Here is a 22,699-nt window from a genome sequence, read left to right on the forward strand (position 1 = left end):
CGTCGGGCGCGGTGGTCACAGGGCCCCCTTGGTGGACGGGATGGCATCGCCGATGCGCGGGTCCGGCTCGACGGCCGCGCGCAGTGCACGGGCGAAGGCCTTGAACTGGGCCTCCACGATGTGGTGCGGGTCGCGGCCCGCGAGGACGTTCATGTGCAGGCAGATCCCGGCGTGCAGCGTGATGGCCTCGAACACGTGCCGCGTGAGCGAGCCGGTGAAGTGGCCGCCGATGAGGTGGTACTCCTGCCCAGCAGGCTCGCCGCTGTGGACGAGGTAGGGCCGTCCCGAGACGTCGACGACAGCGTGCGCGAGCGCCTCGTCGAGCGGCACCGAGGCCTCGCCGAAGCGGCGGATGCCGGCCTTGTTCCCGAGTGCCTGCTTGAGGACCTCGCCGAACGTGATCGCGATGTCCTCGACCGTGTGGTGCACATCGATGTGGGTGTCCCCGGTCGCCTTCACGGTCAGGTCGATCAGCGAGTGCTTGGACAGCGCCGTGAGCATGTGGTCGTAGAACGGGACGCTGCTGGAGATCTCGGAGCGGCCGGTACCGTCGAGGTTGACCTCGACGAGGACCGACGACTCGCTCGTGGTGCGCTCCATCCGCGCGGTCCGCTGGGTCACGGGCGCGGTCTGCAGCTCGGTACTCATGGGTGTGTGTCCTTCGATCAGGCGTCTGCGGGGGGTGCTTCTCTATTCTAGGCGGCGGGCAGGCGCCCGTCCGCGGCGAGGAGCTCCTCGAGGCGGGTGAGGAACGCAGTCGTCTCCCGCTCGGTGCCCGCGGTGACCCGGAGGCTGCCCGGGATTCCGACGTCGCGAACGATCACGCCGGCCTCGAGCAGCCCCTGCCAGGTCCTCTGCGGGTCGTCGAGGCCCGTGAAGAAGACGAAGTTCGAGTCCGAGGACGCCGGGGCGAGGCCCATCCGCTCGAGTTCCTTCACGATGCGGTCCCGCTGGTGCTTGATCTCCTCGACCTCCGCCATGAGTGAGGCGCGGTGTTCGAGCGCGGCGAGTGCGGTGGCCTGGGTGACGGCCGAGAGGTGGTAGGGCAGCCGGACGAGGCGCAGGGCGTCGATGACCTCGGGCGCTGCGGCGAGGTAGCCGAGCCGGGCTCCGGCGAGGGCGAAGGCCTTGCTCATCGTGCGGGTGACGATCAGCCGGGGGCGGCCGGGCAGGAGCGTCAGAGCACTGCGGGTGCCGAGCTGTGCGAACTCGGCGTACGCCTCGTCGACGATGACGATGGCCTGGCTCGCCTCGCCTGCCTCGTAGACGGCCTCGACGACGTCGAGGCCGAGCGCCGTGCCGGTCGGGTTGTTGGGCGAGCACAGGAAGACCACATGGGGCGCGAGCTCGCGCACCTGGCGGGCAGCCGAGGCCGCCGTGAGCTCGAAGTCCTCCTCGCGGGTGCCCTTCAGATACGCGGTGCCGGTGCCGGCGGCGAGCAGCGGATACATCGAGTAGGTGGGAGGGAAGCCGAGCGCCGAACGTCCCGGGCCGCCGAAGGCCTGGAGGATCTGCTGCAGCACCTCGTTCGAGCCGTTGGCTGCCCAGAGCTGCTCGGGGACGAGGCCATGACCGAGGTACTCCGCGAGGGACTCGCGCAGCCGGGTGAATTCCCGGTCGGGGTACCGGTTCAGGCCTCCGACCACCCCGCGGACGGCCTCGACGATGGCATCCTGGACGTCCTGCGGGACCCCGTGGGTGTTCTCGTTGACGTTGAGCTGGATGGGGACGTCGATCTGCGGCGCGCCGTAGGGATGCTGGCCGCGGAGGTCATCGCGAAGGGGAAGCCGGTTGAGTCGTTGAAGCTGGTCGTCCACCGCTCCAGCCTACGCCAGCGCCCTCGGCCGTCCCCATTCGGGGGCGGCCGGGAGGGGCGTCCGTGACGCTCCCGCCGGAGCGGGCGCGGCTACCGCAGGACCGGGACGAGGATCTGCTCGCCGGGGAGCACGCGGACGCCCGTGAGCCCGTTGAGGTCCTGGATCTGGCTGATGGTGACCCGAGGGTCCTGGTTCGGCACGCGCCGCGCCGCGATCGTCCACAGGGACTCCCCCGGCTGCACCGTCACCGTCACGGCGCCGCCGGGGCCGGTGAGGGGCTGGGCGGAGGCCTGGGCTGGCGCAGTGAGCGCCGCCCACGCGACGAGCACCGCCAGGGTCGCGAGGAAGAGCGGGATGACGACGAGGACGATGCGGCCCCGCCGCGTCAGGCGCAGTGCCGGACGGGGGGCCCGCGCCGTGCGGGGCGCCGGGAGCGTGCCGAGATGGATCGCGTGTGCCATGGTCTGCCTTCCCCTGCACGACCCGGGCCCCGCCAACGCGCGGCCTCCGAACCATGTTCTTCGAAGCTCCGACGCAGGGCCGGAGTCCGGATGTGCAGTTTTTTCGAATGCATCTTCGAACTGTTGTGATCCTTCTTAGCACCTGTCGGCGAAGCATGTCCAGACTCGCTCGAACATGTGTTTGAAAGGTGCCCTGAACTGTCCTACGGTGGGAGCAGCACGGGGCACGGGCCCGAACATCGGTCCGGCTGCTCCCTCCGGAGGCCATGGATCCATGGTGCGGAGGGGGTCCGACAGTTCTGGTCCCGAGCCGGCACAGGCCGCGGAATCCCGCGGGCGGGCGAAGGGACAGGGACGGCATGGCACCACGGACTAAGGCGGCGAAGGGGCTGACCGCGCGCCAGAAGAGGATCCTCGAGACGATCCAGCGCTCCGTACAGCTCAAGGGGTATCCGCCCTCGATGCGCGAGATCGGCGACACGGTCGGACTCGCGAGCCTCTCGAGCGTCACCCACCAGCTGTCCCAGCTCGAGAAGCTCGGCTACCTGCGGCGCGACCCCAAGCGGCCGCGCGCCATGGAGGTGCTGATGCCGCTCACGCTCGACGAGGGCGAGCTCAGCGTCAGCGGCGAGGGCGCCGCGGCGCTGCTCGGCGCCGGCGGGGCCACGCTGGAGACGATGGCGTCCGCAGCCGACACGGCCATGGTCCCGCTCGTCGGCCGCATCGCCGCCGGCGGGCCGATCCTCGCGGACCAGGCGGTCGAGGATGTCATGCCGCTTCCCCGCCAGCTCGTGGGCTACGGGGAGCTGTTCATGCTCCGCGTCAAGGGCGACTCGATGATCGACGCGGCGATCTGCGACGGCGACTGGGTCGTGGTCCGGCGGCAGAACAGCGCCGAGAACGGCGACATCGTCGCCGCCCTGCTCGATGACGAGGCCACGGTCAAGACGTTCCGGCAGCGGGACGGGCACACGTGGCTCCTGCCGCAGAACACCCGCTACGAGCCCATCCTGGGCGACGAGGCGACCGTCATGGGCAAGGTCGTCTCGGTGCTGCGCTCCGTCTGAGCCCGGCGTCAGCCCGCCTGCGCGAGCCTTCCGAGCGCATCCAGCACGACCCGGCGGTCGGTGGTCCCCCACAGCGGCGGCAGCGCCCCGCGCAGGAAGGCGCCGTAGCGCTCGGTAGCGAGACGCGAGTCGAGCACGGCGACGACCCCGCGGTCCGCCGTCGTGCGGATGAGCCGCCCGGCGCCCTGGGCGAGGCGGACCGCGGCGTGGGTCGCGGAGACGCTCATGAAGCCGTTCCCCCCTGCCTGCGCGACCGCCCGCGAGCGGGCAGACATGAGCGGGTCGTCAGGACGGGGGAACGGGATCCGGTCGATCACGACGAGCCGGCACGACTGGCCGGGGACGTCGACCCCCTGCCACAGGGACATGGTCCCGAACAGGCAGGTGTCCGGCTCTGCCGCGAACTGCTTCACGAGCGCGCTCATGGACGACTCGCCCTGGCACAGGATCGTGGTGTCGAGCCGCGTGCGCAGCTCGTCTGCGGCCTCCTCGGCCGCGCGCCGCGAGGAGAAGAGGCACAGCGCCCCGCCGTGCGAGGCCGCGAGGAGCGCCTCGAGCTCGTCCAGCGCCTCGGGTGAGACGCCGCGGCCGGGCTTGGGGAGGTGCCGGGCGACGTACAGCATGCCCTGCTTCGGGTAGTCGAACGGCGAGCCCACGTCCACGCCGGTCCAGGTGGGCGCCCCCGGGCCGAGGAGGCCGAGGGCGCCCGCCGTGGGCTCGAAGGCGGAGCCGATGGCGAGCGTCGCGCTCGTGAGCACCACGGTGTGCCCGTCGAACAGCCCGTCGCGGAGCCTGCCCCCGATGCTCAGCGGGGCGATGTGGAGCATCGCCGGCGCCTCGTCGTCGGGCGCGGAGTAGCCCGTGACCGGGTCCGGGGCGCCCATGCGGGTGACCCAGACGACCTCGCGGTTGGCCTCGGCATCGAGGAGCCGCTCGCAGACCTCGAGCACCGCCATGAGCCGGGACCGCGCGACCTGGCGGGCTCCGTCAGCAGACTGGGAGTCGCCGGGCTTCGACTCGGAGAGGGCCACGCGGCAGGCGTCCCGGACGAGGGCGACGTTCTGGGACTGCTCCTCGTTCAGGCCCCGTGGGAGGAGGCCGGTGGGCGCCGAGGTCAGGGAGAGCTCGAGTGCGGCCGCGGCGCCCTGGAGCGCCTCGACCGAGATTGCGCAGTGCCGCCGCGCGCTCGAGGCCGCGGCCTGGATCATCTGCCCGGACAGCTGGGCGCTCACGGCGCCGGTGACGCGGTCGGCGAGCTCATGGGCCTCGTCCACGACCACCACGTCGTACTCGGGCAGGACGTTGAGGCCCTCGAAGGCGTTGATGGCGAGCATCGCATGGTTGGTCACCACGAGGTCGGCCTCGGACCCGCGCTGGCGGGCGAGCTCGCTGAAGCACTCGGCGGCGAAGGGGCACTTCTGGGATCCGAGGCACTCGAGCGCCGTGACGGACACCTGCCGCCACGCGCGGTCGGTCACGCCCGGGACGAGGTCGTCGCGGTCTCCCGTGTCCGTCTCCCCCGCCCACTCGCGCAGCCGCTGAACCTCGCGGCCGAGCTGGGTCGCCGGCCCGGCACCGGGGTGGGCGACCGCGTCCTCGCCGAGGGAGAAGAGCTGGCCCTCGGCCGGCTCGTCGGTCGGGAACCCGCCCTCGAGCTTGTGCCGGCAGAGGTAGTTCGAGCGGCCCTTGACGAGCGCGACGTCGACCGGCCGGTCCAGGTGCGGCGTGACCGCCTCGAGGAGCCGTGGCAGGTCGCGGCCCACGATCTGGGCCTGGAGGGCGAGCGTCGCTGTCGCCACGACGGCCGGGCGCTCGCTGGCCTGGGCGTGGGCGATCAGCGGCACGAGGTACGCGAGCGACTTGCCGGTGCCGGTGCCGGCCTGGACGAGGAGGTGCTGGCCGTCGGCGATCGCCCGGGCGACCTGGCGGGCCATCTCGTGCTGGCCGTCGCGCTGCTGGCCGCCCATCGCGGCGACCGCCGCGTCCAGCAGGCCGAGGGCCTCGCGCTCCCCTTCCGAGCCTGCGGACGGCGGGCGCACGACGGCGGCCGCGCCCCCGCCGTCGTGCCCTGCGGTGTGGACGGGATCAGTCATGGACGACGAACGGCTCGAGCTCGGCCGCGAACTCCTTCCGCACCACGACCTCGACGCGCGTGCCCGCCTCGACGTGCTCGAGGGACCGGATCTCCGAGCTCGAGGTGTGCAGCCGGTTGAGGATGTCGCCGCGGCTGTAGGGCACCAGGATCGTCAGGGCCACGTCGGGGCGCGGGATCGCGTCGCTGATGGCCTCCTTCAGCTCGGCGATGCCCTGCCCGGTCCGGGCCGAGACGACGACATGGCGCGGCTCGCGCTGGCGGAGCCGCTCGAGGACGAACGGGTCCGCGGCATCGGCCTTGTTCAGGACGATGATCTCCGGGACCTTCCGGGCATCGACGTCCGCCAGGACCGCACGCACCGCGGCGATCTGCCCCTCGGGATCAGGGTGCGACGCGTCCACGACATGGAGGATCAGGTCGGCGTCGGCGACCTCCTCCAGAGTCGAGCGGAACGCCTCCACGAGCTGCGTGGGCAGCGAGCGGACGAACCCGACCGTGTCCGCGAGCGTGTACGGCAGCCCGTCCGGCGTCTCGGCCCGGCGCACGGTGGGGTCGAGGGTCGCGAACAGGGCGTTCTGCACGAGCACGCCCGCGTCGGTGAGGCGGTTGAGCAGCGAGGACTTGCCGGCGTTCGTGTAGCCGGCGATCGCCACCGACGGGACCTCGTTGCGCTTGCGGTTGGCCCTCTTGGTCTCGCGGGCCGGCTTCATGCCCGCGATCTCGCGGCGCAGCTTGGCCATGCGGGTGCGGATGCGCCGCCGGTCGAGCTCGATCTTCGTCTCGCCCGGTCCGCGGGAGCCGATGCCGCCGCCCGCGGCTCCGACGCGGCCGCCGGCCTGCCGGGACATCGATTCACCCCAGCCGCGCAGGCGCGGGAGCAGGTACTCGAGCTGGGCCAGCTCGACCTGGGCCTTGCCCTCGCGGCTCTTCGCGTGCTGGGCGAAGATGTCGAGGATGAGCGCGGTCCGGTCGATGACCTTGACCTTGACGATGTCCTCCAGCCCGCGGCGCTGCGACGGGGAGAGCTCCGAGTCCACGACCACCGTGTCGGCGCCGGTCGCGGCGACGATGTCGCGCAGCTCGAGCGCCTTGCCCGAGCCGAGGAACGTCCCCGCGTCGGGCTTCTGGCGGCGCTGGACGACGCCGTCGAGCACCTCGGAGCCGGCCGTCTCTGCGAGCGCGGCGAGCTCGCGGAGGGAGTTCTCGGCGTCCTCGAGCGTGCCCTCGGACCAGAGCCCGGCGAGCACGACGCGCTCGAGGCGCAGCTGCCGGTACTCGACCTCGGTGATGTCCTCGAGTTCGGTCGACAGGCCCGCCACGCGCCGCAGTGCGCGCCGCTCGGCGAGGTCCTGCTGGTCGCCGTCATAGTCGCCGTGCTCGGTCTCGACGTCGGAGATCGCCAGCGCCCGGCCGTCGCCGAGCGCGCTCCGCGGTCGCTCGGGGCGCTGCTCGGCGCCCTTGGCCGTCGCGGCCTCCTCCTTCGCGAGGATCCTGTCGATCACCGCCTGGATGTCGGCGGGGCTGAGGTCCTGGGGCGCGTCGCTGCCCCCTGCTGCACGGGAGGAACCCGTGGTGTGCTGTTCGTCGGTCATGGTCTCCTTCGAGGATGCAGTTCCAGAATAGTGCGGGCGCGCGGAGGCGCCACTGCGAGGCGTGGTGGGCTGTGGAGAAGCGCCCTGAGGGTGCTCGGGTAGCACGGTGCTCCTTGGATGTCTCTGTTCGTGGGTCCGGCCGGAAGGTCCATCGGCTCGGGGATCGCCCGGAAATCCCCCGCTGCGCAGCCCTTCGGGGGCAGCAGGAGGCGTCATCGGGTCACTTGAACAGGCGCATGGATCAAGTATACCGGACGCCGTGGAGCGGACGCGCTGGGCCGCACTGTGCACGGCTCACGCACCCGAGGGATTCGCACTAGGCTCGATTCCCATGGACCAGGCTCACTACTTCAACGCCGACCCGGACACCCCGGACGTGCGCCGGCCGCTCGCCGTCGTCCTGGACGGGCGCGAGGTGACGCTGCGGACCTCGGCTGGCATCTTCAGCCCGGACGGGATCGACAAGGGCACGGCGGTGCTCCTGGCCGAGGCGCCCGACCCGGCCCGCGAAGGCCACCTGCTCGACATCGGCTGCGGCTGGGGCCCGATCGCCCTCACCATGGCCCTGCGCTCCCCCGCGGCGCGCGTCCACGCGGTGGACGTCAACACCCGCAGCCTGTCCCTCACCGCCGAGAACGCCGGCCTGCTCGGGCTCGCGAATGTGGCGGCCGAGCTCCCGGGCGAGGTCGACCCCGGCATCCGCTTCGCCACCATCTGGTCCAACCCGCCCATCCGCATCGGCAAGGCCGCCCTGCACGAGCTGCTGGGCACGTGGCTTCCCCGGCTCGAGGTGGGCGGCGAGGCGTGGCTCGTGGTGCAGAAGAACCTCGGGGCGGACTCGCTCGCCCGCTGGCTCGCGGAGGAGCTCGGTGACGCGTTCGACGTCGAGCGGCCGGCGACGTCGAAGGGCTTCCGCGTGCTGCGCCTCACCCGCCGCCGCTAGGGACACCGTGACGGAGGTCTTCACGATCGGCCACTCGACCCGCCAGCTCTCCGAGCTCGTGGCCATGCTGCGCCCGCACGGGGTGACGGAGCTGGTGGACGTGCGCTCGTTCCCGGCCTCGAGGAAGCACCCGCAGTGGAACCAGGAGGCGGTCCGCGAGGGCCTCCCCGCGGGGCTCGGCTACCGGTGGCTGCCGGCCCTGGGCGGCCGCCGGCACACCCCTGCCGGCACCCCGACCCCCAACGGCGGGTGGCGGGTCAAGGGCTTCCGCGACTACGCCGACTACATGGCCGGCAGCGAGTTCCACGAGGGCCTCACGGAACTCCTCGGGCTGGCCGAGGAGCGCGTCCCGGCGATCATGTGCAGCGAGGCGGTCCCGTGGCGCTGCCACCGCAGGCTCATCACCGACGCACTGCTCGTGGCCGGCGCCGAGGTGGTGCACCTCATCTCGCCCACGTCCCACGAGCGGGCCCGGCTCACCCCGTTCGCCCGGGTCGACGCGGACGGGCGCATCACCTACCCGCCCCCGGACGGGGCTGGCTCAGGCTGAGCCCCTGCCTGACACCCTGCCCGAGGATGGGCGAGGCCTCAGGCGAGCGTCCCGCGCGCCACGATGACGGCCGGTCCGGAGAGCTCGACGTGCTCGCGGCCGTCCGTGCCCGGCACGAACGCGACCCCGACCGTGCCGCCCGGGACGGCCACCGCCCAGCGGTCGGGGGCGCCGGCGCCGGCCCAGTAGCGGATCGCGACCGCGGCCGCGCAGGCGCCGGTCCCGCAGGACTGGGTCTCGCCGACTCCGCGCTCGTGCACGCGCATGGTGATGCTGCCCACGCCGGACGCCACGAGCGGGTCCGAGGGCACGACGAACTCGACATTGGTCCCGTGCGGCGGCATGGGGTCGACGAGCGGGGCCGTGTGGAGGCCGAGTCCGGCCAGCTCGCCCGGTTCGGCGAGGGCCACCACGGTGTGGGGGTTGCCCATGCTCACGCTCAGGCCGGGACGGGCGACGTCGAGGCCCACGGCCGTCACGGTCGCATCGCTGGCCTCTGCGGCGGCCTGCTCGGGGTGGATGAACGTCCATGGGCCCATGTCGACCGCGAAGCCGTCCTCCCGCCGCTCCACGCGCTTCACCCCGGCCCGCGTCCCGATGGGGAGGATCTCGCCGGGTGCGAGTTCGACGAGGCCGGCGTCGAGCAGGAACGCGACGAAGACGCGCACCCCGTTGCCGCACATCTCCGAGAGGGACCCGTCCGCGTTGCGGTAGTCCATGAACCACTCGGCCGCCGGCTCCTGGACGAGCACCGCCTCGCCCTCGGGGAGGCGGCGCGAGCGGATGGCGCGGATCAGGCCGTCGGCACCGAGGCCCTGGTGCCGGTCGCAGAGGGCCGCGGCCTCGGCCTCCCCGAGGTGCAGCGCACCGTCGGGGTCGGCGACGAGAACGAAGTCGTTGCCGGTGCCGTGCCCCTTGACGAAGGGCACGCCCTTGAGGGATGCGAGGACATGGGGGGCCGAGGTCGCCGGAACGGTCATGCGCCCAAGCCTACCGGGCCGCCCCGGAGGCCCCGGGCCGGGAGTGGGCGGACGCCGGGCGGGCGGCATCCGCCTCGCGCACGACGGCGAGCGCCTGGTCCAGGAGGTCCGGGGCCTGCGCGTCGAGCCAGTGCACCCGGGGGTCCGCGCGGAACCAGGTCAGCTGCCGGCGCGCGAACTGCCGGGTCGCGACGATGGTCTCCTCCGTGGCCTGCTCGGCGGTCGCGGTCCCGTCGAGGACCGCGAGGAACTGGCCGTAGCCCAGCGCGCGCGAGGCGGTCCGGCCCTCCCGGAGCCCCGCGGCGGCGAGCCGGGCGACCTCCGCCGGCAGGCCGGCGTCGACCATGCGGTGGACGCGGGCGGCGAGCCGCCGGTGCAGCTCGGCCCGGTCGAGGTCGAGGCCGATCTGGACGGCCGGGGCGGCGTACCGGCGCTCGGGCATGAACGAGCTGAACGGGCGCCCCGTGAGCTCATGCACCTCGAGGGCGCGGATGACCCGCCGTGCGTCGCCCAGCCGCCCCGCCGAGACGGGGTCGACGCGGCGCAGCCTCTCGCGCAGCGGCTCCAGTCCGCGTTCCCGGGCCTCGGCCTCGAGGCGCGCGCGGACCGCGGGGTCGGTGCCGGGGAACTCGAGGACGTCGAGCGCGGCGCGGACGTAGAGGCCGGATCCGCCGGCGAGGACCGCGCGCCGGCCGCGGGCGTGGATGTCCGCGATCGCGTTCCGCGCCCAGCCCTGGAAGCGCGAGACCGAGGCCTCCTCGGTCACCTCGAGCACGTCGAGGAGGTGGTGCGGGACGCCGCGGCGCTCCCGCAGGGTGGCCTTGGCCGTGCCGATGTCCATGCCGCGGTAGAACTGCAGCGCGTCGGCGTTGACCACCTCGCCGTCCAGGGCGAGCGCGAGGTCCACGGCGAGGTCCGACTTGCCCGAGCCGGTCGGCCCGACGACCGCGATGACCGGCGGGGCCGGGACGGGCGCACCACCGGCCGGCGCCTCGGGTGGGGGCACAACGGCGGGTGGGCGGCCGGCGTCGTCCGCTGGACCTCCCTGCTCGCGCGGCGCCGCCTGTCCCGCTGGGGTCATGCGCCGCGGACGGGCAGCGCCGGCATTCCGAGGCTGACGCCGCGGCCCGTGGAACCGGCCCCCGGCGCGGGCACCCCGCACGAGTCGGCCTGCGCGCGCTCCCACGCGTCGCCCGCGCGCGAGCGGCGCAGCGAGTAGTCGGCGGGGCCGGCGGGGTCCGCGATGAGGTGGAAGGCGGCCGCCTCGGTCACCGTGACGGTGACCAGGTCGCCCGGCCGGGGCGCCTGGGCGCCCCCGGGGACGGAGAAGTGCACCAGGCGGTTGTCCCGCGCCCGGCCGGAGAGGCGGTGGGTCTCCCCCGCCTTGCGGCCGGCCTGCGCCGTGGCCATGACCTCGAGGGTGCGGCCAACCTGCGCGGCGTTCTCCTCCGCGGCGATCCGGTCCTGGAGCGCGATGAGGCGCTCGTAGCGCTCCTGGACCACGGCCTTGGGCAGCTGGTCCGCCATCGTCGCCGCCGGGGTGCCGGGGCGCTGGGAGTACTGGAACGTGAAGGCGCTCGAGAAGCGGGAGCGCTCGACGACGTCGAGGGTCGCCTGGAAGTCCTCCTCGGTCTCCCCCGGGAAGCCCACGATGATGTCGGTGGTGATGGCCGCGTGCGGGATCCGCTCGCGGACCCTGTCCAGGATGCCGAGGAACTTCGCGCTGCGGTAGGAGCGGCGCATCTCACGCAGGATCCTGTCGGAGCCCGACTGGAGCGGCATGTGCAGCTGGGGCATGACGTTGGGCGTCTCGGCCATGGCCTCGATGACGTCGTCCGTGAAGGCGGCCGGGTGCGGGCTCGTGAACCGCACCCGCTCGAGGCCCTCGATGTCGCCGCAGGCGCGCAGGAGCTTGCCGAAGGCGAGCCGGTCGCCGAATTCGACGCCGTAGGAGTTGACGTTCTGGCCCAGGAGGGTGACCTCGATCGCGCCGTCGTCGACGAGGGCCTGGACCTCCGCGAGGATCTCACCGGGGCGGCGGTCGCGCTCCTTGCCGCGCAGGCTGGGCACGATGCAGAACGTGCAGGTGTTGTTGCAGCCGACTGAGATGGAGACCCAGCCGCTGTAGGCGGAGTCCCGCTTGGTGGGCAGGGTCGAGGGGAACACCTCGAGCGACTCGAGGATCTCGAGCTGGGCCTCGTCGTTGTGGCGCGCCCGCTCGAGCAGCGCGGGGAGCGCGCCGACGTTGTGGGTGCCGAAGACGGCGTCGACCCACGGCGCCTTCGCGAGGATCGTGTCGCGGTCCTTCTGGGCAAGGCAGCCGCCGACGGCGATCTGCATGCCCGGGTGCCGCTCCTTGACCGGGCGCAGCTGCCCGAGGTGCCCGTAGAGCCGGTTGTCCGCGTTCTCGCGGACCGCGCAGGTGTTGAACACGACCACGTCAGGCTCGGCGCCCTCGGTGGCCCGCACGTAGCCGGCCGCCTCGAGGAGGCCGGACATCCGCTCGGAATCGTGGACATTCATCTGGCAGCCGAAGGTGCGCACCTCGTAGGAGCGCGGTGCGGCCGTGCCGGCGGGCTCGGCGGTCGGGGCGGGCAGCGTGGAACTCACCCGTCAAGGGTACCGGCAGCGGACCGGGGCCTCCGCATGCCGCCCGGACCCGTGCCCGGTGCAGGGTGGAGGCGTCAGTACCAGTTGTTGGCGACTTCGTGGGCCCAGGCGCCGCAGGGTGAGCCGTAGCGGTCCCTGATGTACCCGAGGCCCCACGTGATCTGGGTCTGGTAGCTCGTGAGCCAGTCGCTGCCCGCGGTGGAGTACTTGGATGGCGGAAGGGCCTGGGCGATCCCGTAGGCGCCGCTCGAGGGATTGGTCGCGTCCGTCATCCAGCTGGACTCCTTGTTCCAGAGGTTGACGAGGCAGCCGTACTCGCCGCCGCCCCAGCCGTACCCACCGAGCTGGCCGGACGCGTAGGCCTGAGCGCCCCCGGGGTCGTCCGCGACCCCGACCCCGGGGCTGACGACCGGCGGGGGCGGGGGCGGGATGACGACCGGCGCGGGGACGGGGGCAGCCTGCTGGGCCGCGGCGGCGGCGTTCTGCTGCTGGATGGCCTGCTGCTGGGCTGCCTGCTGGGCCCGCTGGGCGGCGGCCTGCGCGGCAGCCTCCGCGGCGGCCCGGCGCTGGGCCTCGAGGGCAGCCTGCTCGGCGGCGCGGCGCTTGGCCTCCTGGGCGGCCTCGTACGCGGCCTGCGCGGCCTGGCCTTCCCGGTAGCCGCGTTCGACGTTCGCCGAGGTCCCCTTCAGGTCGGCGAGCTGCGCGAGCAGCGTGTTCTCGTGCTGCTGGGTCTGGGAGACGGCGTCCTGGGCCCGCTTCTGGGCGTCCTGGGCGGCGCTGAGCTGCTGGGCCGCGGTCGCCGCGAGGTCGGCGAGGGCGTCCTTGGCCGCCCGCGACTTCTGCTCGGCGGCCGTCGCCGCGTTGGCCGCTACGCGGTAGTCGGTGACGGCCTGCGCTGCCTGGTCGCCGAGCACCTGCAGGGTCTGGAGCCGGCCGATGCCGTCCTGCTGGCCGAGGACGGAGAGGGTCTCGATGGGGTCGCCGGGCGAGCCGCCCATGTACGAGTCGGCCGCGAACTGGCCCGCAGTACGCTGGGCGGCGTCCCGCTCCGCGGCCCGCTTGGCCGACTCCTGCTCGAGGGCGGCGACCACCTGTTGCTGGTCCTTGACGGCCTGGGCGGCCTTGGCATAAGCGGCCCCCGCGGACACGGCCTTGGCCGAGGCATCGGCGGCGCTGGACTCGACAGTGGTCAGCAGGGAGGCGATCCGGTCGCTCTCGGCCTTCGCGGAGTCCACGTTGGCCTTGGCGGCCTGGACGTCGGCCCACGTCGGGTAGCCCGAAGGCGGCGTATTGTCATCGGCGGTCGCGCTCGGCGCCGCGGCCGGGACGAGAGACGCCAGGCAGAGGGCGACGACGAGCGCCGCACGCGCGGCGCCGACCCGGCCGCCTGCAAGGGCACTTCGTTCAGATCGCACGCGTCAGACGATACCGCAGGAATCCCGTTTGTCACTCTAGTCACAGGATTCTCAGCATTCACACAGACACGCCGTGGGGCGGTCCGTACGCTGCAGCAGGCTGTGGTGCGGGCTTCCGCGGCTGCCATGCGTGCAGCGTCAGCCCGCCTCCTGCTCGGCTCCGTCGAGGACCTCGGCGGCGATCCGGAAGGCGGTGCCGGGAGCGTGGCCCTTGCGGGCGAGCATCGCCACCAGCCGCCTCAGTTCCTTGTCCCGCGCGGCTGGATCGTCGCGGTCGAAAGGCCGGACCCGGCGGCTGAGCAGCCGACGGGCCGCCCCCTCCTCGGCGTCGGACGAGAGCTCTCCGAGTGCCTCCTCGGCGGCATCACCCGTGATCCCCTTCTCACCGAGCTCCCGCCGGAGTGCCGCCCTGCCGAGGGACTTCGTCTCGCCGCGGCTGCGTACCCAGAGCCGGGCGAACTCCGCGTCGTCGACGAGGCCCACTTCCTCGAAACGGTCCAGGAGCCTCTCCGCGAGGCCCGCCGGGACGTTGCGCTCGCGGAGCTTCCGCTCAAGCTGCAGCCTGCTGCGCGGGCCGAGGGTCAGCTGGCGGAGCAGGATGGCCCGGGCCACCGACTCCGGGTCGGGCTCTGGATCCTGCTCCGCCCGGGGCGGCACGGGCCGTCCACTGCGGGCCGCCATGGGACTACTCCCCGTCGACAGCCTTCAGGCGCGGCTGCTCCTCACCCGATTCCGGCTTGACGCCCACGCCGAGCTTCTCCTTGATGAGCCGTTCGAGCTCCGCGGCGAGTTCCGGGTTGTCGCGCAGGAACCGGCGGGAGTTCTCCATGCCCTGGCCGAGCTGGTCGCCGTCGTAGGTGAACCAGGAGCCGGACTTCTTGATGATGCCGTGCTCCACGCCCATGTCGATGATGCCGCCCTCACGGGAGATGCCCTGGCCGTAGATGATGTCGAACTCGGCCTGCTTGAAGGGCGGGGCCATCTTGTTCTTGACGATCTTGGCCTTGGTGCGGTTGCCGACGGAGTCGGCGCCCTCCTTGAGCGTCTGGATCCGGCGGACATCGATGCGGACGGACGCGTAGAACTTGAGCGCCTTGCCACCGGTGGTCGTCTCCGGGGACCCGAAGAACACGCCGATCTTCTCGCGGAGCTGGTTGATGAAGATCGCCGTGGTCTTGGTCTGGTTGAGGCGGCCGGTGACCTTCCGCAGCGCCTGACTCATGAGCCGGGCCTGGAGGCCGACGTGGCTGTCGCCCATCTCGCCCTCGATTTCCGCGCGCGGCACGAGGGCGGCGACGGAGTCGATGACGATGATGTCGAGCGAACCCGATCCGACGAGCATGTCCATGATCTCCAGCGCCTGCTCGCCGGTGTCCGGCTGCGAGACGAGCAGGGCGTCGGTGTCGACGCCGAGCTTGGCCGCGTACTCCGGGTCGAGCGCATGCTCGGCGTCGATGAAGGCCGCGATGCCGCCGTTCCGCTGCGCGTTGGCGACGGCGTGGAGCGCGACCGTGGTCTTGCCCGAGGACTCCGGGCCGTAGATCTCGACGACGCGTCCACGCGGAAGGCCGCCGATTCCGAGGGCGACGTCGAGCGCGATCGACCCCGTCGGGATGACCTCGATCGGGGCGCGCGTGTCGTCCCCGAGGCGCATGATCGACCCCTTGCCGAACTGCTTGTCGATCTGCGCGAGCGCTGCCTCGAGTGCCTTCTGGCGCTCTGGCGTTCCTGCTGCCATGTCTACCTCCGGGTCTGGTCGTTCGCGGCGGTGCCCTGTCCTGCCCGCCGCTCCTCCATGCCGCTCACGCTACCGATGCCCACCGACAGTCGAACGCGTCGACCCCGCTATGTGCACATCTCGGGCGCTGCCGCGTATGGAATCCTCTGTGCAGGAGATTACCCCTCTCCCGAACACATCTTCGAATCCTCTCCGGCGTGTCGCAGGGTCCGCCGTCAGTCCTTCAGCGGGCGGTCCTTCCCGAGCCGGCGCTCGGCGGGCACATCCTGCAGGTCGCAGAGGGCGAGCCATACGGTGCGGGGGTGGACGCCCGCCTTGAGCGCCTCCTCCGCCGTGCGGCCCCCGACGGCGGCGAGCACGGCGGACGAGGCGAGGACGTGGGCGTACCCGCTGCCGAATTCGTCTTCCATGAGCCGCCAGAAATCGCTGTTCCTCACCCGTCCATTCTCCTTCACACCGCAGTGCGGGCCGCACGTGGCCGGCACCGCCGCACCTAAGATGGTGGCATGCCTTTTCCGCCTGCCCCCGCCGGGTTCGACGCGGCCCTGGTCGACGTCGAGCAGCAGCTCGGCCTGTTCTGGCGCCGCGGGCGCGCCGCGTCCCTCGGCCTGTCGAAGGACCTGCACCCCGACCTCGACCCGGCCGCCTACGGGCTGCTGACGATCCTGCACGGCGAGGGGCCCCGGCGGGTGACGGACCTCGCCGCAACGGTCGGAGTCGGCAAGCCCACCGTCAGCCGCCAGATCGCCCTCCTCGAGGAGATCGGGCTCGTGGCCAAGGAGGCCGACCCCCACGATCGTCGCGCCCAGCACGTGGCGCTGACCCCGGCAGGGCGCAGCCATGTCGAAGATCTGCGGGCCCGCAGGCACGAGTACTTCGCCGCGCGCCTCGCGTCGTGGGACACGGGTGAGCTGGCCGAGCTTGCCCGCTATCTGCACCGGCTCAACGAGGACCTGTCGCCCCGCCCCTGACCGGCACGGCCGCGGGCGGCGCCCCGCAACACGACAAAGGGCCGGGCGCCCGGCGCCCGGCCCTTCCCTGCTGGCGACGTCAGCTGACCTGGGTCAGCTCTGCGTCGAAATCCGTGTTCATGTCCCGCCCGTACCGCTGGGCGAACTCCTGGGGCACCGTGTCCGGAATGGTGATGCCCTCTGCGACGGCGACCCGGTCGCTGACCTCGCGCAGCATGACCGAGAGGGGGACGTCCAGTGCGGAGCAGATCGACGACAGCAGCTCGGAGGACGCTTCCTTCTGGCCGCGCTCCACCTCGCTCAGGTACCCGAGCGATACACGCGCGTTGTGCGAGACTTCACGGAGCGTACGGCCCTGGCGCTGGCGGACGTCGCGCAGGACGTCCCCAATCTCATGACGCAGAACAACCATCTTGCGCTCCTTCTGTTCCTGCTTACCGATGTCGGCCAATCCCACATCACGCCAGCGCACTACGCCGTTGACGGATACGGGCTGCTTAACCATGTGTATCGATGCGCTCCTTGGCTCGGGCTCCCCGACCTTTCGGGGCTCCGTGTGACTCATCCTAGTGGCGCCGCCTTCGGTTGACGACACTATCCACAACTCTGCGGACAGCTGCATTGTTCCCCGCCGGGCACCGCGCTGAACCAATTCACAGCTCGCTCCCAGTTTCCGCACCCGGCACAGGGGCGGCGTCCCGGAGCGCCTCGAGCAGGGCGGCGAGTGCCGCCTCCGTGGCGGCGCGGCGGATCGCGGCCCGGTCGCCGTCGAACGCGTAGGCGTGCACGGCCGAGCCCGCCGGGCCCGAGACGGCGACGAACACGGTCCCGACCGGCTTGCCGTCGTGCGGCTCTGGACCGGCGGCGCCGGTGGTCGCGACGCCGTAGTCCGCCCCGCAGACCCGTCGGGCGCCGTCGGCCATCTGCCGGGCCACGTCAGCGTCGACCGAGCCGGCCCGCGCGAGCAGTTCCGGTGAGACCCCGAGCACCGACGCCTTCACCGCGCCCGCATAGCTCACGACGCCCCCGCGGAGCATCCCTGAAGCGCCGGGGATGTCCGCGAGTGCGGCCGCGACGAGCCCTGCGGTGAGCGATTCGGCGGTGGCGGCGGTGGCCCCGCGGGCGATGAAGGCCTCCACGACCTCGTGCGCTGTCACGGGCCGGCCCTGGTCCTCGGGCATCGGCTCAGTCCGCCTTCCGGGCGGACGCGCGCAGCCGCGCGGCCTTGAGGACGTAGTCGGCACCGGTGACCACGGTCACGGCGAGGGCCAGGAGCATCACCCAGAAGGCGATGGCGGAGAGCACGGCCAGACCGGGGGTGAGGGGGAAGAGGTACAGCAGGATCGCCACCGTCTGGAGCACGGTCTTGAGCTTGCCGCCGCGCGAGGCGGGCATGACGCCGTAGCGGATGACGACGAAGCGCAGCGCCGTGATGCCCCATTCGCGCACGAGGATGAGCACCGTGATCCACCAGGGCAGCTCGGCCAGCACCGAGAGCAGCACGAGCGCGGCCCCGGTCAGGAGCTTGTCCGCGATCGGGTCGGCGATCTTGCCGAAGTCTGTGATGAGGTTGCGCCGGCGGGCGATCGAGCCGTCGAGCTGGTCGGTGTAGATCGCCACGGCGAACAGGACGAAGGCGACCCAGCGCAACGGCCCGTGCGCCGTGCCGTCGGCCAGCAGGGACCAGACGAAGAACGGCACGAGGACGATCCGCACCATCGTGAGGATGTTCGGGAGGTTCCAGAGCTGGGAGGGGGACGCCGACGGCGGGGTGGTCACCGTCTCAGCCTAGCGTCCGGTCAGCGACCATGCGTCTTCGCCGCCCTCGTCGTCGTCGCCGTCGTGGTAGTCGACCGCCTGCGGACGCCCCTCCAGGTCCTTGGCGACGAGGTCCTCGGCGTACGGCGAGTCGTTCTCGTACTGTCCCACGTGGTGGTTGGCGCTGGCGTTGTCGGCGAGTGCCTCGTCGGCGGCCGCAGTCGCGGAGGACGGCGAGTCCTGCCCGCGGAGCGCAGCGAGGACGGCCGGCAGGTCGTCCGGCTTGACGAGCACGTCGCGGGCCTTGGAGCCCTCGGAGGGGCCGACCACCCCACGGCTCTCGAGCAGGTCCATGAGCCGGCCGGCCTTCGCGAAGCCGACCCGCAGCTTCCGCTGGAGCATGGACGTGGACCCGAACTGGGTCGTGACCACCAGCTCGGTGGCCTGCAGGAGCACTTCGAGGTCGTCCCCGATCTCCTCGTCGATCTGCTTCTTCTCGGGCTCCGCCGCGACATCGTTGCGGTAGGTGACCTGGAGCTGGCCCTTCACATGCTCGACGACCTTGTGGATCTCCGACTCGGAGACCCAGGCTCCCTGGACGCGCATGGGCTTCGACGCGCCCATCGGCAGGAACAGGGCATCGCCCTGGCCGATGAGCTTCTCGGCGCCCGGCTGGTCGAGGACCACGCGGGAGTCGGTGACCGACGAGGTCGCGAACGCCATGCGGGAGGGCACGTTGGCCTTGATGAGGCCGGTGACGACGTCGACCGAGGGCCGCTGGGTCGCGAGGACGAGGTGGATGCCCGCGGCGCGTGCGAGCTGGGTGATGCGCACGATCGAGTCCTCGACGTCCCGCGGCGCGACCATCATGAGGTCGGCCAGCTCGTCGACGATGACGAGGAGGTACGGGTAGGCGCGGATCTTCCGTTCGGAGCCCGCCGGCGGGACGACCTTGCCCGCCCGGACCGCCTTGTTGAAGTCGTCGATGTGCTTGAACCCGTAGTTGGCCAGGTCGTCGTAGCGGGCGTCCATCTCGCGGACCACCCACTGGAGGGCCTCGGCGGCCTTCTTGGGGTTCGTGATGATCGGCGTGATGAGGTGCGGGACCCCCTCGTAGGCCGTGAGCTCCACGCGTTTCGGGTCGACCATGACCATGCGCACCTCGTCCGGGGTCGAGCGCATGAGGATCGAGGTGATCATCGAGTTCACGAACGAGGACTTGCCCGCGCCCGTCGCTCCCGCGACGAGCAGGTGGGGCATCTTGGCCAGGTTCGCGACGACGAATCCGCCCTCGACGTCCTTGCCCACGCCCATGACCATCGGGTGGTCGGTGCGGCGCGCGTTCTGGCTCCGCAGGACGTCGCCGAGCGAGACCGTCTCGCGGTCGGTGTTCGGGATCTCGATGCCGATGGCGCTCTTGCCGGGGATCGGGCTCAGGATGCGCACGTCCGAGCTCGCCACCGCGTAGGCGATGTTCTTCGACAGGGCCGTGACCTTCTCGACCTTGGTCCCCGGGGCAAGCTCGATCTCGTAGCGGGTCACCGTGGGGCCGCGGGAGAAGCCCGTGACCTCGGCGTCCACGTTGAACTGGGTGAGCGTGCTGGTCAGCGCCGCGACGACGGCGTCGTTGGCCTCCGTCCGCTCCTTCGGAGCGGAGCCCTGGACGAGGAAGTCCGAGGACGGCAGCGTATAGGCCACGTCGCCCGAGAGCTGGAGCTGCTCGGTGCGCTGGGGAATGGGCGTGGGCGGCGGCGCGGGCGCCACCGGGGTGGAGGGGACGTGGACGGCCGGGGCCGCGGACGGGGCAGGAAGGCCGACCGTCGGGATGGCCTCGGTGGCGCCCTCCACGGGCTTGGCGTCGGCGCCCTGCTCACTCCCCCGGCCCTGGGCGGCGCGGATCTTCTGGATCGCCGCCTCCGCCTGGGACCGGCCGGGCGCCGGTGCGGCCATGGCCGCCGTCGCCTCGGGGTCGTCCACGACAGCGCGCTCGTAGGGCTCGTCTCCGGCAAAGCCGTCCCCGGGCTCGGGGGCCTCCCCGGCATCCTTGCCGAACAGGCGCCGCTTCTTGGTCCGGCGCTGGCGCGCCGCCTCCTGGGCGCGCCGCTCCGAGTCGTACAGGTAGCTGCGGTCGTGGGCCTCCTGCTCCTCGGGGGTCAGGTCGAGGCCCATGAGGTGTTCCCAGCCGGCGCGGATCCGGCGCGGGATGGCGGCGAACGGTGTGGCCGTGACGATGAGGACGGAGATGAACGCGAGCGCGGAGTAGACGATGACCGGGATGGCCGGGTGCACCGCTGCGAGGAGGGAGGCGGCGAGGAAGCCGAGCATGCCCCCGGCGGCGCGGAGCCCGTCGAAGCCCGCGGCGGCGGAGGGCAGCCCCCCGAGGACATCGGCGAGCCCGGTCGCGGCGAACGTCATGACGAGGAAGCCGATGCCCACCCGGTTGTTGCCGCGGTGGTCCGCGGGCTTGCGGAAGAGGCGGAATGCGCAGACGCCGAGCATGAGGGGCAGCAGGAGCGAGACCCAGCCGAACGTGCCGTTGACGACCGCGTAGACCGCGTCCGGGAACCAGCCCTTCCAGCCCCACCAGGCAAAGGTCGCGATGAAGACGGCCAGGACCAGGTTGAACAGCGCGGCGCCGTCGCGGCGCTCCTCGGGGTCGATGCCGCTCACGTCGGTGCCGACGCGGCGGACCCCTCCGCCGACGGTGTGGGCGAGGGCACCCCAGGTCCCGCCGATGAGGCGCGCGGGCCATGGCTGGCCGGCGTCGGTCGCGGTCACGCCCCGTGGCGCGGTGGTCCCCTTGCCGGATGCCTTGGCCCGGGACGCGCCCGCGCCCGACCGGCCCCGGGCCGCGGGTGCGGAGGTCCGGGTGGGTCTGGTCTTGGACGTGCCGGCCTTTGGCGTGGAAGAGGTACGAGTCGCCATATTCGCCACGGTACCGCGAAAGGCCGCCGCCCCCGCGGATTTCCACGGGAGCGGCGGCCTTGGGCGGCGGAAGGGCCGGGGCGTCAGGCCTCCAGGACCACGGGGATGATCATGGGCTTGCGGCGCAGCTTCCGGCTCACCCAGTTGCCGATGACCCGCCGGATCACCTGCTGGAGCTGGTAGGCGGTGTGGTCGGGCTTGGCGAGGATCGCCTCCTCGAGCGCGGCATTGATCTTGGGGATGATGTCGTCGAACACGGCGTCGTCCTCGGCGACACCGCGGGCGTGGATCTCCGGCCCGCTGACGACCTTGCCGGTCGAGCGGTTCACGACGGTGATGACGGAGATGAACCCCTCTTCCCCGAGGATCCGGCGGTCCTTGAGGTCGACGTCGGTGATCTCGCCGACGCTGCTGCCGTCGACGTAGACGAAGCCGACCTCGATCTGCCCGACGATCTTCGCCACGCCGTCCTTGAGGTCGACCACGGTTCCGTTGTCGCCGAGGATGACACTGTCCGGCTCCATGCCCGTCTCGAGGGCGAGGTTGCCGTTGGCGATGAGGTGGCGGGTCTCGCCGTGCACCGGCATCGCGTTGAGCGGCTCGACGATGTTGTAGCAGTAGAGGAGCTCGCCGGCGGCCGCGTGGCCGGAGACGTGGACCTTCGCCATGCCCTTGTGGATCACATTCGCGCCGAGCTTGAGCAGGCCGTTGATGACGCGGAAGACGGCGTTCTCGTTGCCGGGGATGAGGGAGGACGCGAGGATCACCGTGTCGCCGTCGCCGACCTGCACGCGGTGGTCGCCGTTCGCCATGCGCGAGAGCGCGGCCATGGGCTCGCCCTGGGATCCGGTGGACATCAGCACGAGGCGGTGGTCCGGGATGCTGTCGATGGCCTTCATGTCCACGAGGATGCCCGGCGGCACGTCGAGGTAGCCCAGCTTGGCCGCGATCCCCATGTTGCGCACCATAGAACGGCCCACGAAGGCGACCTTGCGGCCGTGCTGGTGGGCAGCGTCGAGCACCTGCTGCACGCGGTGGACGTGCGAGGAGAAGCTGGCCACGATGATCCGCTTGCGTGCCTGCCCGAAGAGCCTGTCGAGCGTGGGGCCGATCTCCTTCTCCGCGGTGGTGAACCCGGGGACGTCCGCATTGGTGGAGTCTGCCATGAACAGGTCCACGCCTTCCTCGCCCAGCCGGGCGAAGTGGCGGAGGTCGGTGATGCGGCCGTCGAGCGGGAGCTGGTCCATCTTGAAGTCGCCCGTGTGGAGGACCGTGCCCCCGGCGGTGCGGATGAAGACGGCCAGGGCATCCGGGATCGAGTGGTTGACGGCCACGAACTCGGTCTGGAACGGACCGAAGTCCAGCACCTGGCCCTCCTCCACGACCCGCAGCACCGGCGTGATGCGGTGCTCGGCGAGCTTGGCCTCCACGAGGGCCAGCGTCAGCTGCGAGCCCACGAGGGGGATGTCCCGGCGGTGGCGGAGGAGGTACGGGACGGCACCGATGTGGTCCTCGTGGCCGTGCGTGAGCACGACGGCGAGGATGTCCTGGATGCGGCCTTCGAGGTAGGAGAAGTCGGGCAGGATCAGGTCCACGCCCGGCTGGGTCTCTTCGGGGAAGAGGACGCCGCAGTCGACGACGAGGAGCTTGCCCTCGATCTCGAAGACGGCCATGTTCCGTCCGACCTCACCGAGCCCGCCGAGCGGGACGATCCGCAGGGTCCCCGTCGGGAGCGGGGGCGGAGTGGTGAGGATGGACAGGGCTCGTTGGGTCATGC

Annotated in this window: 21 protein-coding genes; 4 read left to right on the top strand and 17 right to left on the bottom strand. The window is 72.1% G+C overall.

Translation table 11 applies throughout. The features are described 5' to 3' along the window. Positions 1 to 15 precede the first annotated feature (15 nt). The 3 genes from hisB to ACYVKZ_RS16070 form a co-directional block, all read right to left on the bottom strand. Positions 16 to 648 carry an imidazoleglycerol-phosphate dehydratase HisB gene (gene hisB, locus ACYVKZ_RS16060; RefSeq protein ID WP_460993233.1) on the bottom strand — a complete coding sequence of 211 codons (633 nt, stop codon included), beginning with the start codon at positions 646 to 648 and terminating at the stop codon, positions 16 to 18. A gap of 47 nt (positions 649 to 695) precedes the next feature. Further along, entirely contained in the window at positions 696 to 1,817 is a 1,122-nt protein-coding gene (locus tag ACYVKZ_RS16065; RefSeq protein ID WP_460993234.1) for a histidinol-phosphate transaminase, read from the bottom strand. Between the two features lie 89 nt (positions 1,818 to 1,906). After that, positions 1,907 to 2,278 (bottom strand): LysM peptidoglycan-binding domain-containing protein, encoded by a 372-nt coding sequence (locus tag ACYVKZ_RS16070; RefSeq protein ID WP_460993235.1) that lies wholly within the window; start codon positions 2,276 to 2,278, stop codon positions 1,907 to 1,909. A 359-nt stretch (positions 2,279 to 2,637) separates the two neighbouring features. Here ACYVKZ_RS16070 and lexA point away from each other — a divergent pair, with 359 nt between their 5' ends. Further along, positions 2,638 to 3,345, top strand: a complete 708-nt coding sequence (gene lexA, locus ACYVKZ_RS16075; protein ID WP_066497283.1) for a transcriptional repressor LexA — start codon at positions 2,638 to 2,640, stop codon at positions 3,343 to 3,345. 8 nt (positions 3,346 to 3,353) lie between these two features. Here lexA and ACYVKZ_RS16080 read toward each other — a convergent pair whose 3' ends face one another. Next, positions 3,354 to 5,438: an ATP-dependent DNA helicase gene (locus ACYVKZ_RS16080; protein WP_460993236.1), complete on the bottom strand. Its 2,085-nt coding sequence runs from the start codon at positions 5,436 to 5,438 to the stop codon at positions 3,354 to 3,356. Then, the gene (gene hflX, locus ACYVKZ_RS16085) at positions 5,431 to 7,032 is read right to left on the bottom strand and encodes a GTPase HflX (RefSeq protein WP_460993237.1); all 1,602 of its coding nucleotides are present in this window, start codon (positions 7,030 to 7,032) and stop codon (positions 5,431 to 5,433) included. Before hflX ends, ACYVKZ_RS16080 begins: the two co-directional genes overlap by 8 nt. A gap of 331 nt (positions 7,033 to 7,363) precedes the next feature. Between hflX and ACYVKZ_RS16090 the strand changes: the two genes are divergently transcribed. Together ACYVKZ_RS16090 and ACYVKZ_RS16095 are read left to right on the top strand one after the other, a co-directional pair. Further along, the gene (locus ACYVKZ_RS16090; protein WP_460993238.1) at positions 7,364 to 7,975 is read left to right on the top strand and encodes a class I SAM-dependent methyltransferase; all 612 of its coding nucleotides are present in this window, start codon (positions 7,364 to 7,366) and stop codon (positions 7,973 to 7,975) included. A 7-nt stretch (positions 7,976 to 7,982) separates the two neighbouring features. Beyond that, on the top strand, positions 7,983 to 8,525 hold the full coding sequence (locus ACYVKZ_RS16095) for a DUF488 domain-containing protein (RefSeq protein ID WP_460993239.1): 543 nt from the start codon (positions 7,983 to 7,985) through the stop codon (positions 8,523 to 8,525). Between the two features lie 38 nt (positions 8,526 to 8,563). On the opposite strand, the gene dapF is transcribed toward ACYVKZ_RS16095, so the two are convergent. The 7 genes from dapF to ACYVKZ_RS16130 all read right to left on the bottom strand — a co-directional run bounded on the left by dapF (position 8,564) and on the right by ACYVKZ_RS16130 (position 15,705). Next, positions 8,564 to 9,505: a diaminopimelate epimerase gene (gene dapF / locus ACYVKZ_RS16100; protein WP_460993240.1), complete on the bottom strand. Its 942-nt coding sequence runs from the start codon at positions 9,503 to 9,505 to the stop codon at positions 8,564 to 8,566. Between the two features lie 10 nt (positions 9,506 to 9,515). After that, positions 9,516 to 10,511 (bottom strand): tRNA (adenosine(37)-N6)-dimethylallyltransferase MiaA, encoded by a 996-nt coding sequence (gene miaA / locus ACYVKZ_RS16105; protein ID WP_460993241.1) that lies wholly within the window; start codon positions 10,509 to 10,511, stop codon positions 9,516 to 9,518. A 71-nt stretch (positions 10,512 to 10,582) separates the two neighbouring features. Then, complete coding sequence (miaB, locus tag ACYVKZ_RS16110) at positions 10,583 to 12,115, bottom strand: tRNA (N6-isopentenyl adenosine(37)-C2)-methylthiotransferase MiaB (RefSeq protein ID WP_460993242.1); 1,533 nt, start codon at positions 12,113 to 12,115, stop codon at positions 10,583 to 10,585. Between the two features lie 74 nt (positions 12,116 to 12,189). Continuing rightward, positions 12,190 to 13,530, bottom strand: a complete 1,341-nt coding sequence (locus ACYVKZ_RS16115; RefSeq protein ID WP_460993243.1) for an aggregation-promoting factor C-terminal-like domain-containing protein — start codon at positions 13,528 to 13,530, stop codon at positions 12,190 to 12,192. Positions 13,531 to 13,668: 138 nt separating this feature from the next. Then, complete coding sequence (locus tag ACYVKZ_RS16120; RefSeq protein WP_460993244.1) at positions 13,669 to 14,211, bottom strand: regulatory protein RecX; 543 nt, start codon at positions 14,209 to 14,211, stop codon at positions 13,669 to 13,671. A gap of 4 nt (positions 14,212 to 14,215) precedes the next feature. Next, positions 14,216 to 15,268 carry a recombinase RecA gene (recA, locus tag ACYVKZ_RS16125; protein WP_066497272.1) on the bottom strand — a complete coding sequence of 351 codons (1,053 nt, stop codon included), beginning with the start codon at positions 15,266 to 15,268 and terminating at the stop codon, positions 14,216 to 14,218. Between the two features lie 215 nt (positions 15,269 to 15,483). Further along, complete coding sequence (locus ACYVKZ_RS16130; protein WP_460993245.1) at positions 15,484 to 15,705, bottom strand: DUF3046 domain-containing protein; 222 nt, start codon at positions 15,703 to 15,705, stop codon at positions 15,484 to 15,486. 69 nt (positions 15,706 to 15,774) lie between these two features. Between ACYVKZ_RS16130 and ACYVKZ_RS16135 the strand changes: the two genes are divergently transcribed. Continuing rightward, complete coding sequence (locus tag ACYVKZ_RS16135; protein WP_460993246.1) at positions 15,775 to 16,239, top strand: MarR family winged helix-turn-helix transcriptional regulator; 465 nt, start codon at positions 15,775 to 15,777, stop codon at positions 16,237 to 16,239. Positions 16,240 to 16,318: 79 nt separating this feature from the next. Here ACYVKZ_RS16135 and ACYVKZ_RS16140 read toward each other — a convergent pair whose 3' ends face one another. From ACYVKZ_RS16140 to ACYVKZ_RS16160, 5 genes are all read right to left on the bottom strand, one after another. After that, a complete protein-coding gene (locus ACYVKZ_RS16140) occupies positions 16,319 to 16,744 on the bottom strand; it encodes a helix-turn-helix domain-containing protein (RefSeq protein WP_066497267.1) in 426 nt (141 codons plus the stop codon). A 148-nt stretch (positions 16,745 to 16,892) separates the two neighbouring features. Next, complete coding sequence (locus ACYVKZ_RS16145) at positions 16,893 to 17,420, bottom strand: CinA family protein (RefSeq protein ID WP_460993247.1); 528 nt, start codon at positions 17,418 to 17,420, stop codon at positions 16,893 to 16,895. Between the two features lie 4 nt (positions 17,421 to 17,424). Then, positions 17,425 to 18,018, bottom strand: coding sequence for a CDP-diacylglycerol--glycerol-3-phosphate 3-phosphatidyltransferase (pgsA, locus tag ACYVKZ_RS16150; RefSeq protein ID WP_460993248.1), 594 nt, complete (start codon positions 18,016 to 18,018; stop codon positions 17,425 to 17,427). Positions 18,019 to 18,027: 9 nt separating this feature from the next. Next, on the bottom strand, positions 18,028 to 20,922 hold the full coding sequence (locus ACYVKZ_RS16155) for an FtsK/SpoIIIE family DNA translocase (protein ID WP_460993249.1): 2,895 nt from the start codon (positions 20,920 to 20,922) through the stop codon (positions 18,028 to 18,030). Positions 20,923 to 21,005: 83 nt separating this feature from the next. Then, a complete protein-coding gene (locus ACYVKZ_RS16160) occupies positions 21,006 to 22,697 on the bottom strand; it encodes a ribonuclease J (protein WP_460993251.1) in 1,692 nt (563 codons plus the stop codon). Positions 22,698 to 22,699 lie beyond the last annotated feature (2 nt).

The sequence above is a fragment of the Sinomonas soli genome, assembly GCF_054782415.1.

Bases quoted from the DNA above. Each gene is read 5' to 3' on its own strand.
- lexA (WP_066497283.1), top strand. From the start codon at position 2,638: ATGGCACCACGGACTAAGGCGGCGAAGGGGCTGACCGCGCGCCAGAAG.
- ACYVKZ_RS16160 (WP_460993251.1), bottom strand. From the start codon at position 22,697: ATGACCCAACGAGCCCTGTCCATCCTCACCACTCCGCCCCCGCTCCCG.
- ACYVKZ_RS16135 (WP_460993246.1), top strand. From the start codon at position 15,775: ATGCCTTTTCCGCCTGCCCCCGCCGGGTTCGACGCGGCCCTGGTCGAC.
- recA (WP_066497272.1), bottom strand. From the start codon at position 15,268: ATGGCAGCAGGAACGCCAGAGCGCCAGAAGGCACTCGAGGCAGCGCTC.
- ACYVKZ_RS16120 (WP_460993244.1), bottom strand. From the start codon at position 14,211: ATGGCGGCCCGCAGTGGACGGCCCGTGCCGCCCCGGGCGGAGCAGGAT.
- hisB (WP_460993233.1), bottom strand. From the start codon at position 648: ATGAGTACCGAGCTGCAGACCGCGCCCGTGACCCAGCGGACCGCGCGG.
- ACYVKZ_RS16145 (WP_460993247.1), bottom strand. From the start codon at position 17,420: ATGCCCGAGGACCAGGGCCGGCCCGTGACAGCGCACGAGGTCGTGGAG.
- dapF (WP_460993240.1), bottom strand. From the start codon at position 9,505: ATGACCGTTCCGGCGACCTCGGCCCCCCATGTCCTCGCATCCCTCAAG.
- ACYVKZ_RS16155 (WP_460993249.1), bottom strand. From the start codon at position 20,922: ATGGCGACTCGTACCTCTTCCACGCCAAAGGCCGGCACGTCCAAGACC.
- ACYVKZ_RS16090 (WP_460993238.1), top strand. From the start codon at position 7,364: ATGGACCAGGCTCACTACTTCAACGCCGACCCGGACACCCCGGACGTG.
- hflX (WP_460993237.1), bottom strand. From the start codon at position 7,032: ATGACCGACGAACAGCACACCACGGGTTCCTCCCGTGCAGCAGGGGGC.
- ACYVKZ_RS16070 (WP_460993235.1), bottom strand. From the start codon at position 2,278: ATGGCACACGCGATCCATCTCGGCACGCTCCCGGCGCCCCGCACGGCG.
- ACYVKZ_RS16080 (WP_460993236.1), bottom strand. From the start codon at position 5,438: ATGACTGATCCCGTCCACACCGCAGGGCACGACGGCGGGGGCGCGGCC.
- ACYVKZ_RS16140 (WP_066497267.1), bottom strand. From the start codon at position 16,744: ATGGTTAAGCAGCCCGTATCCGTCAACGGCGTAGTGCGCTGGCGTGAT.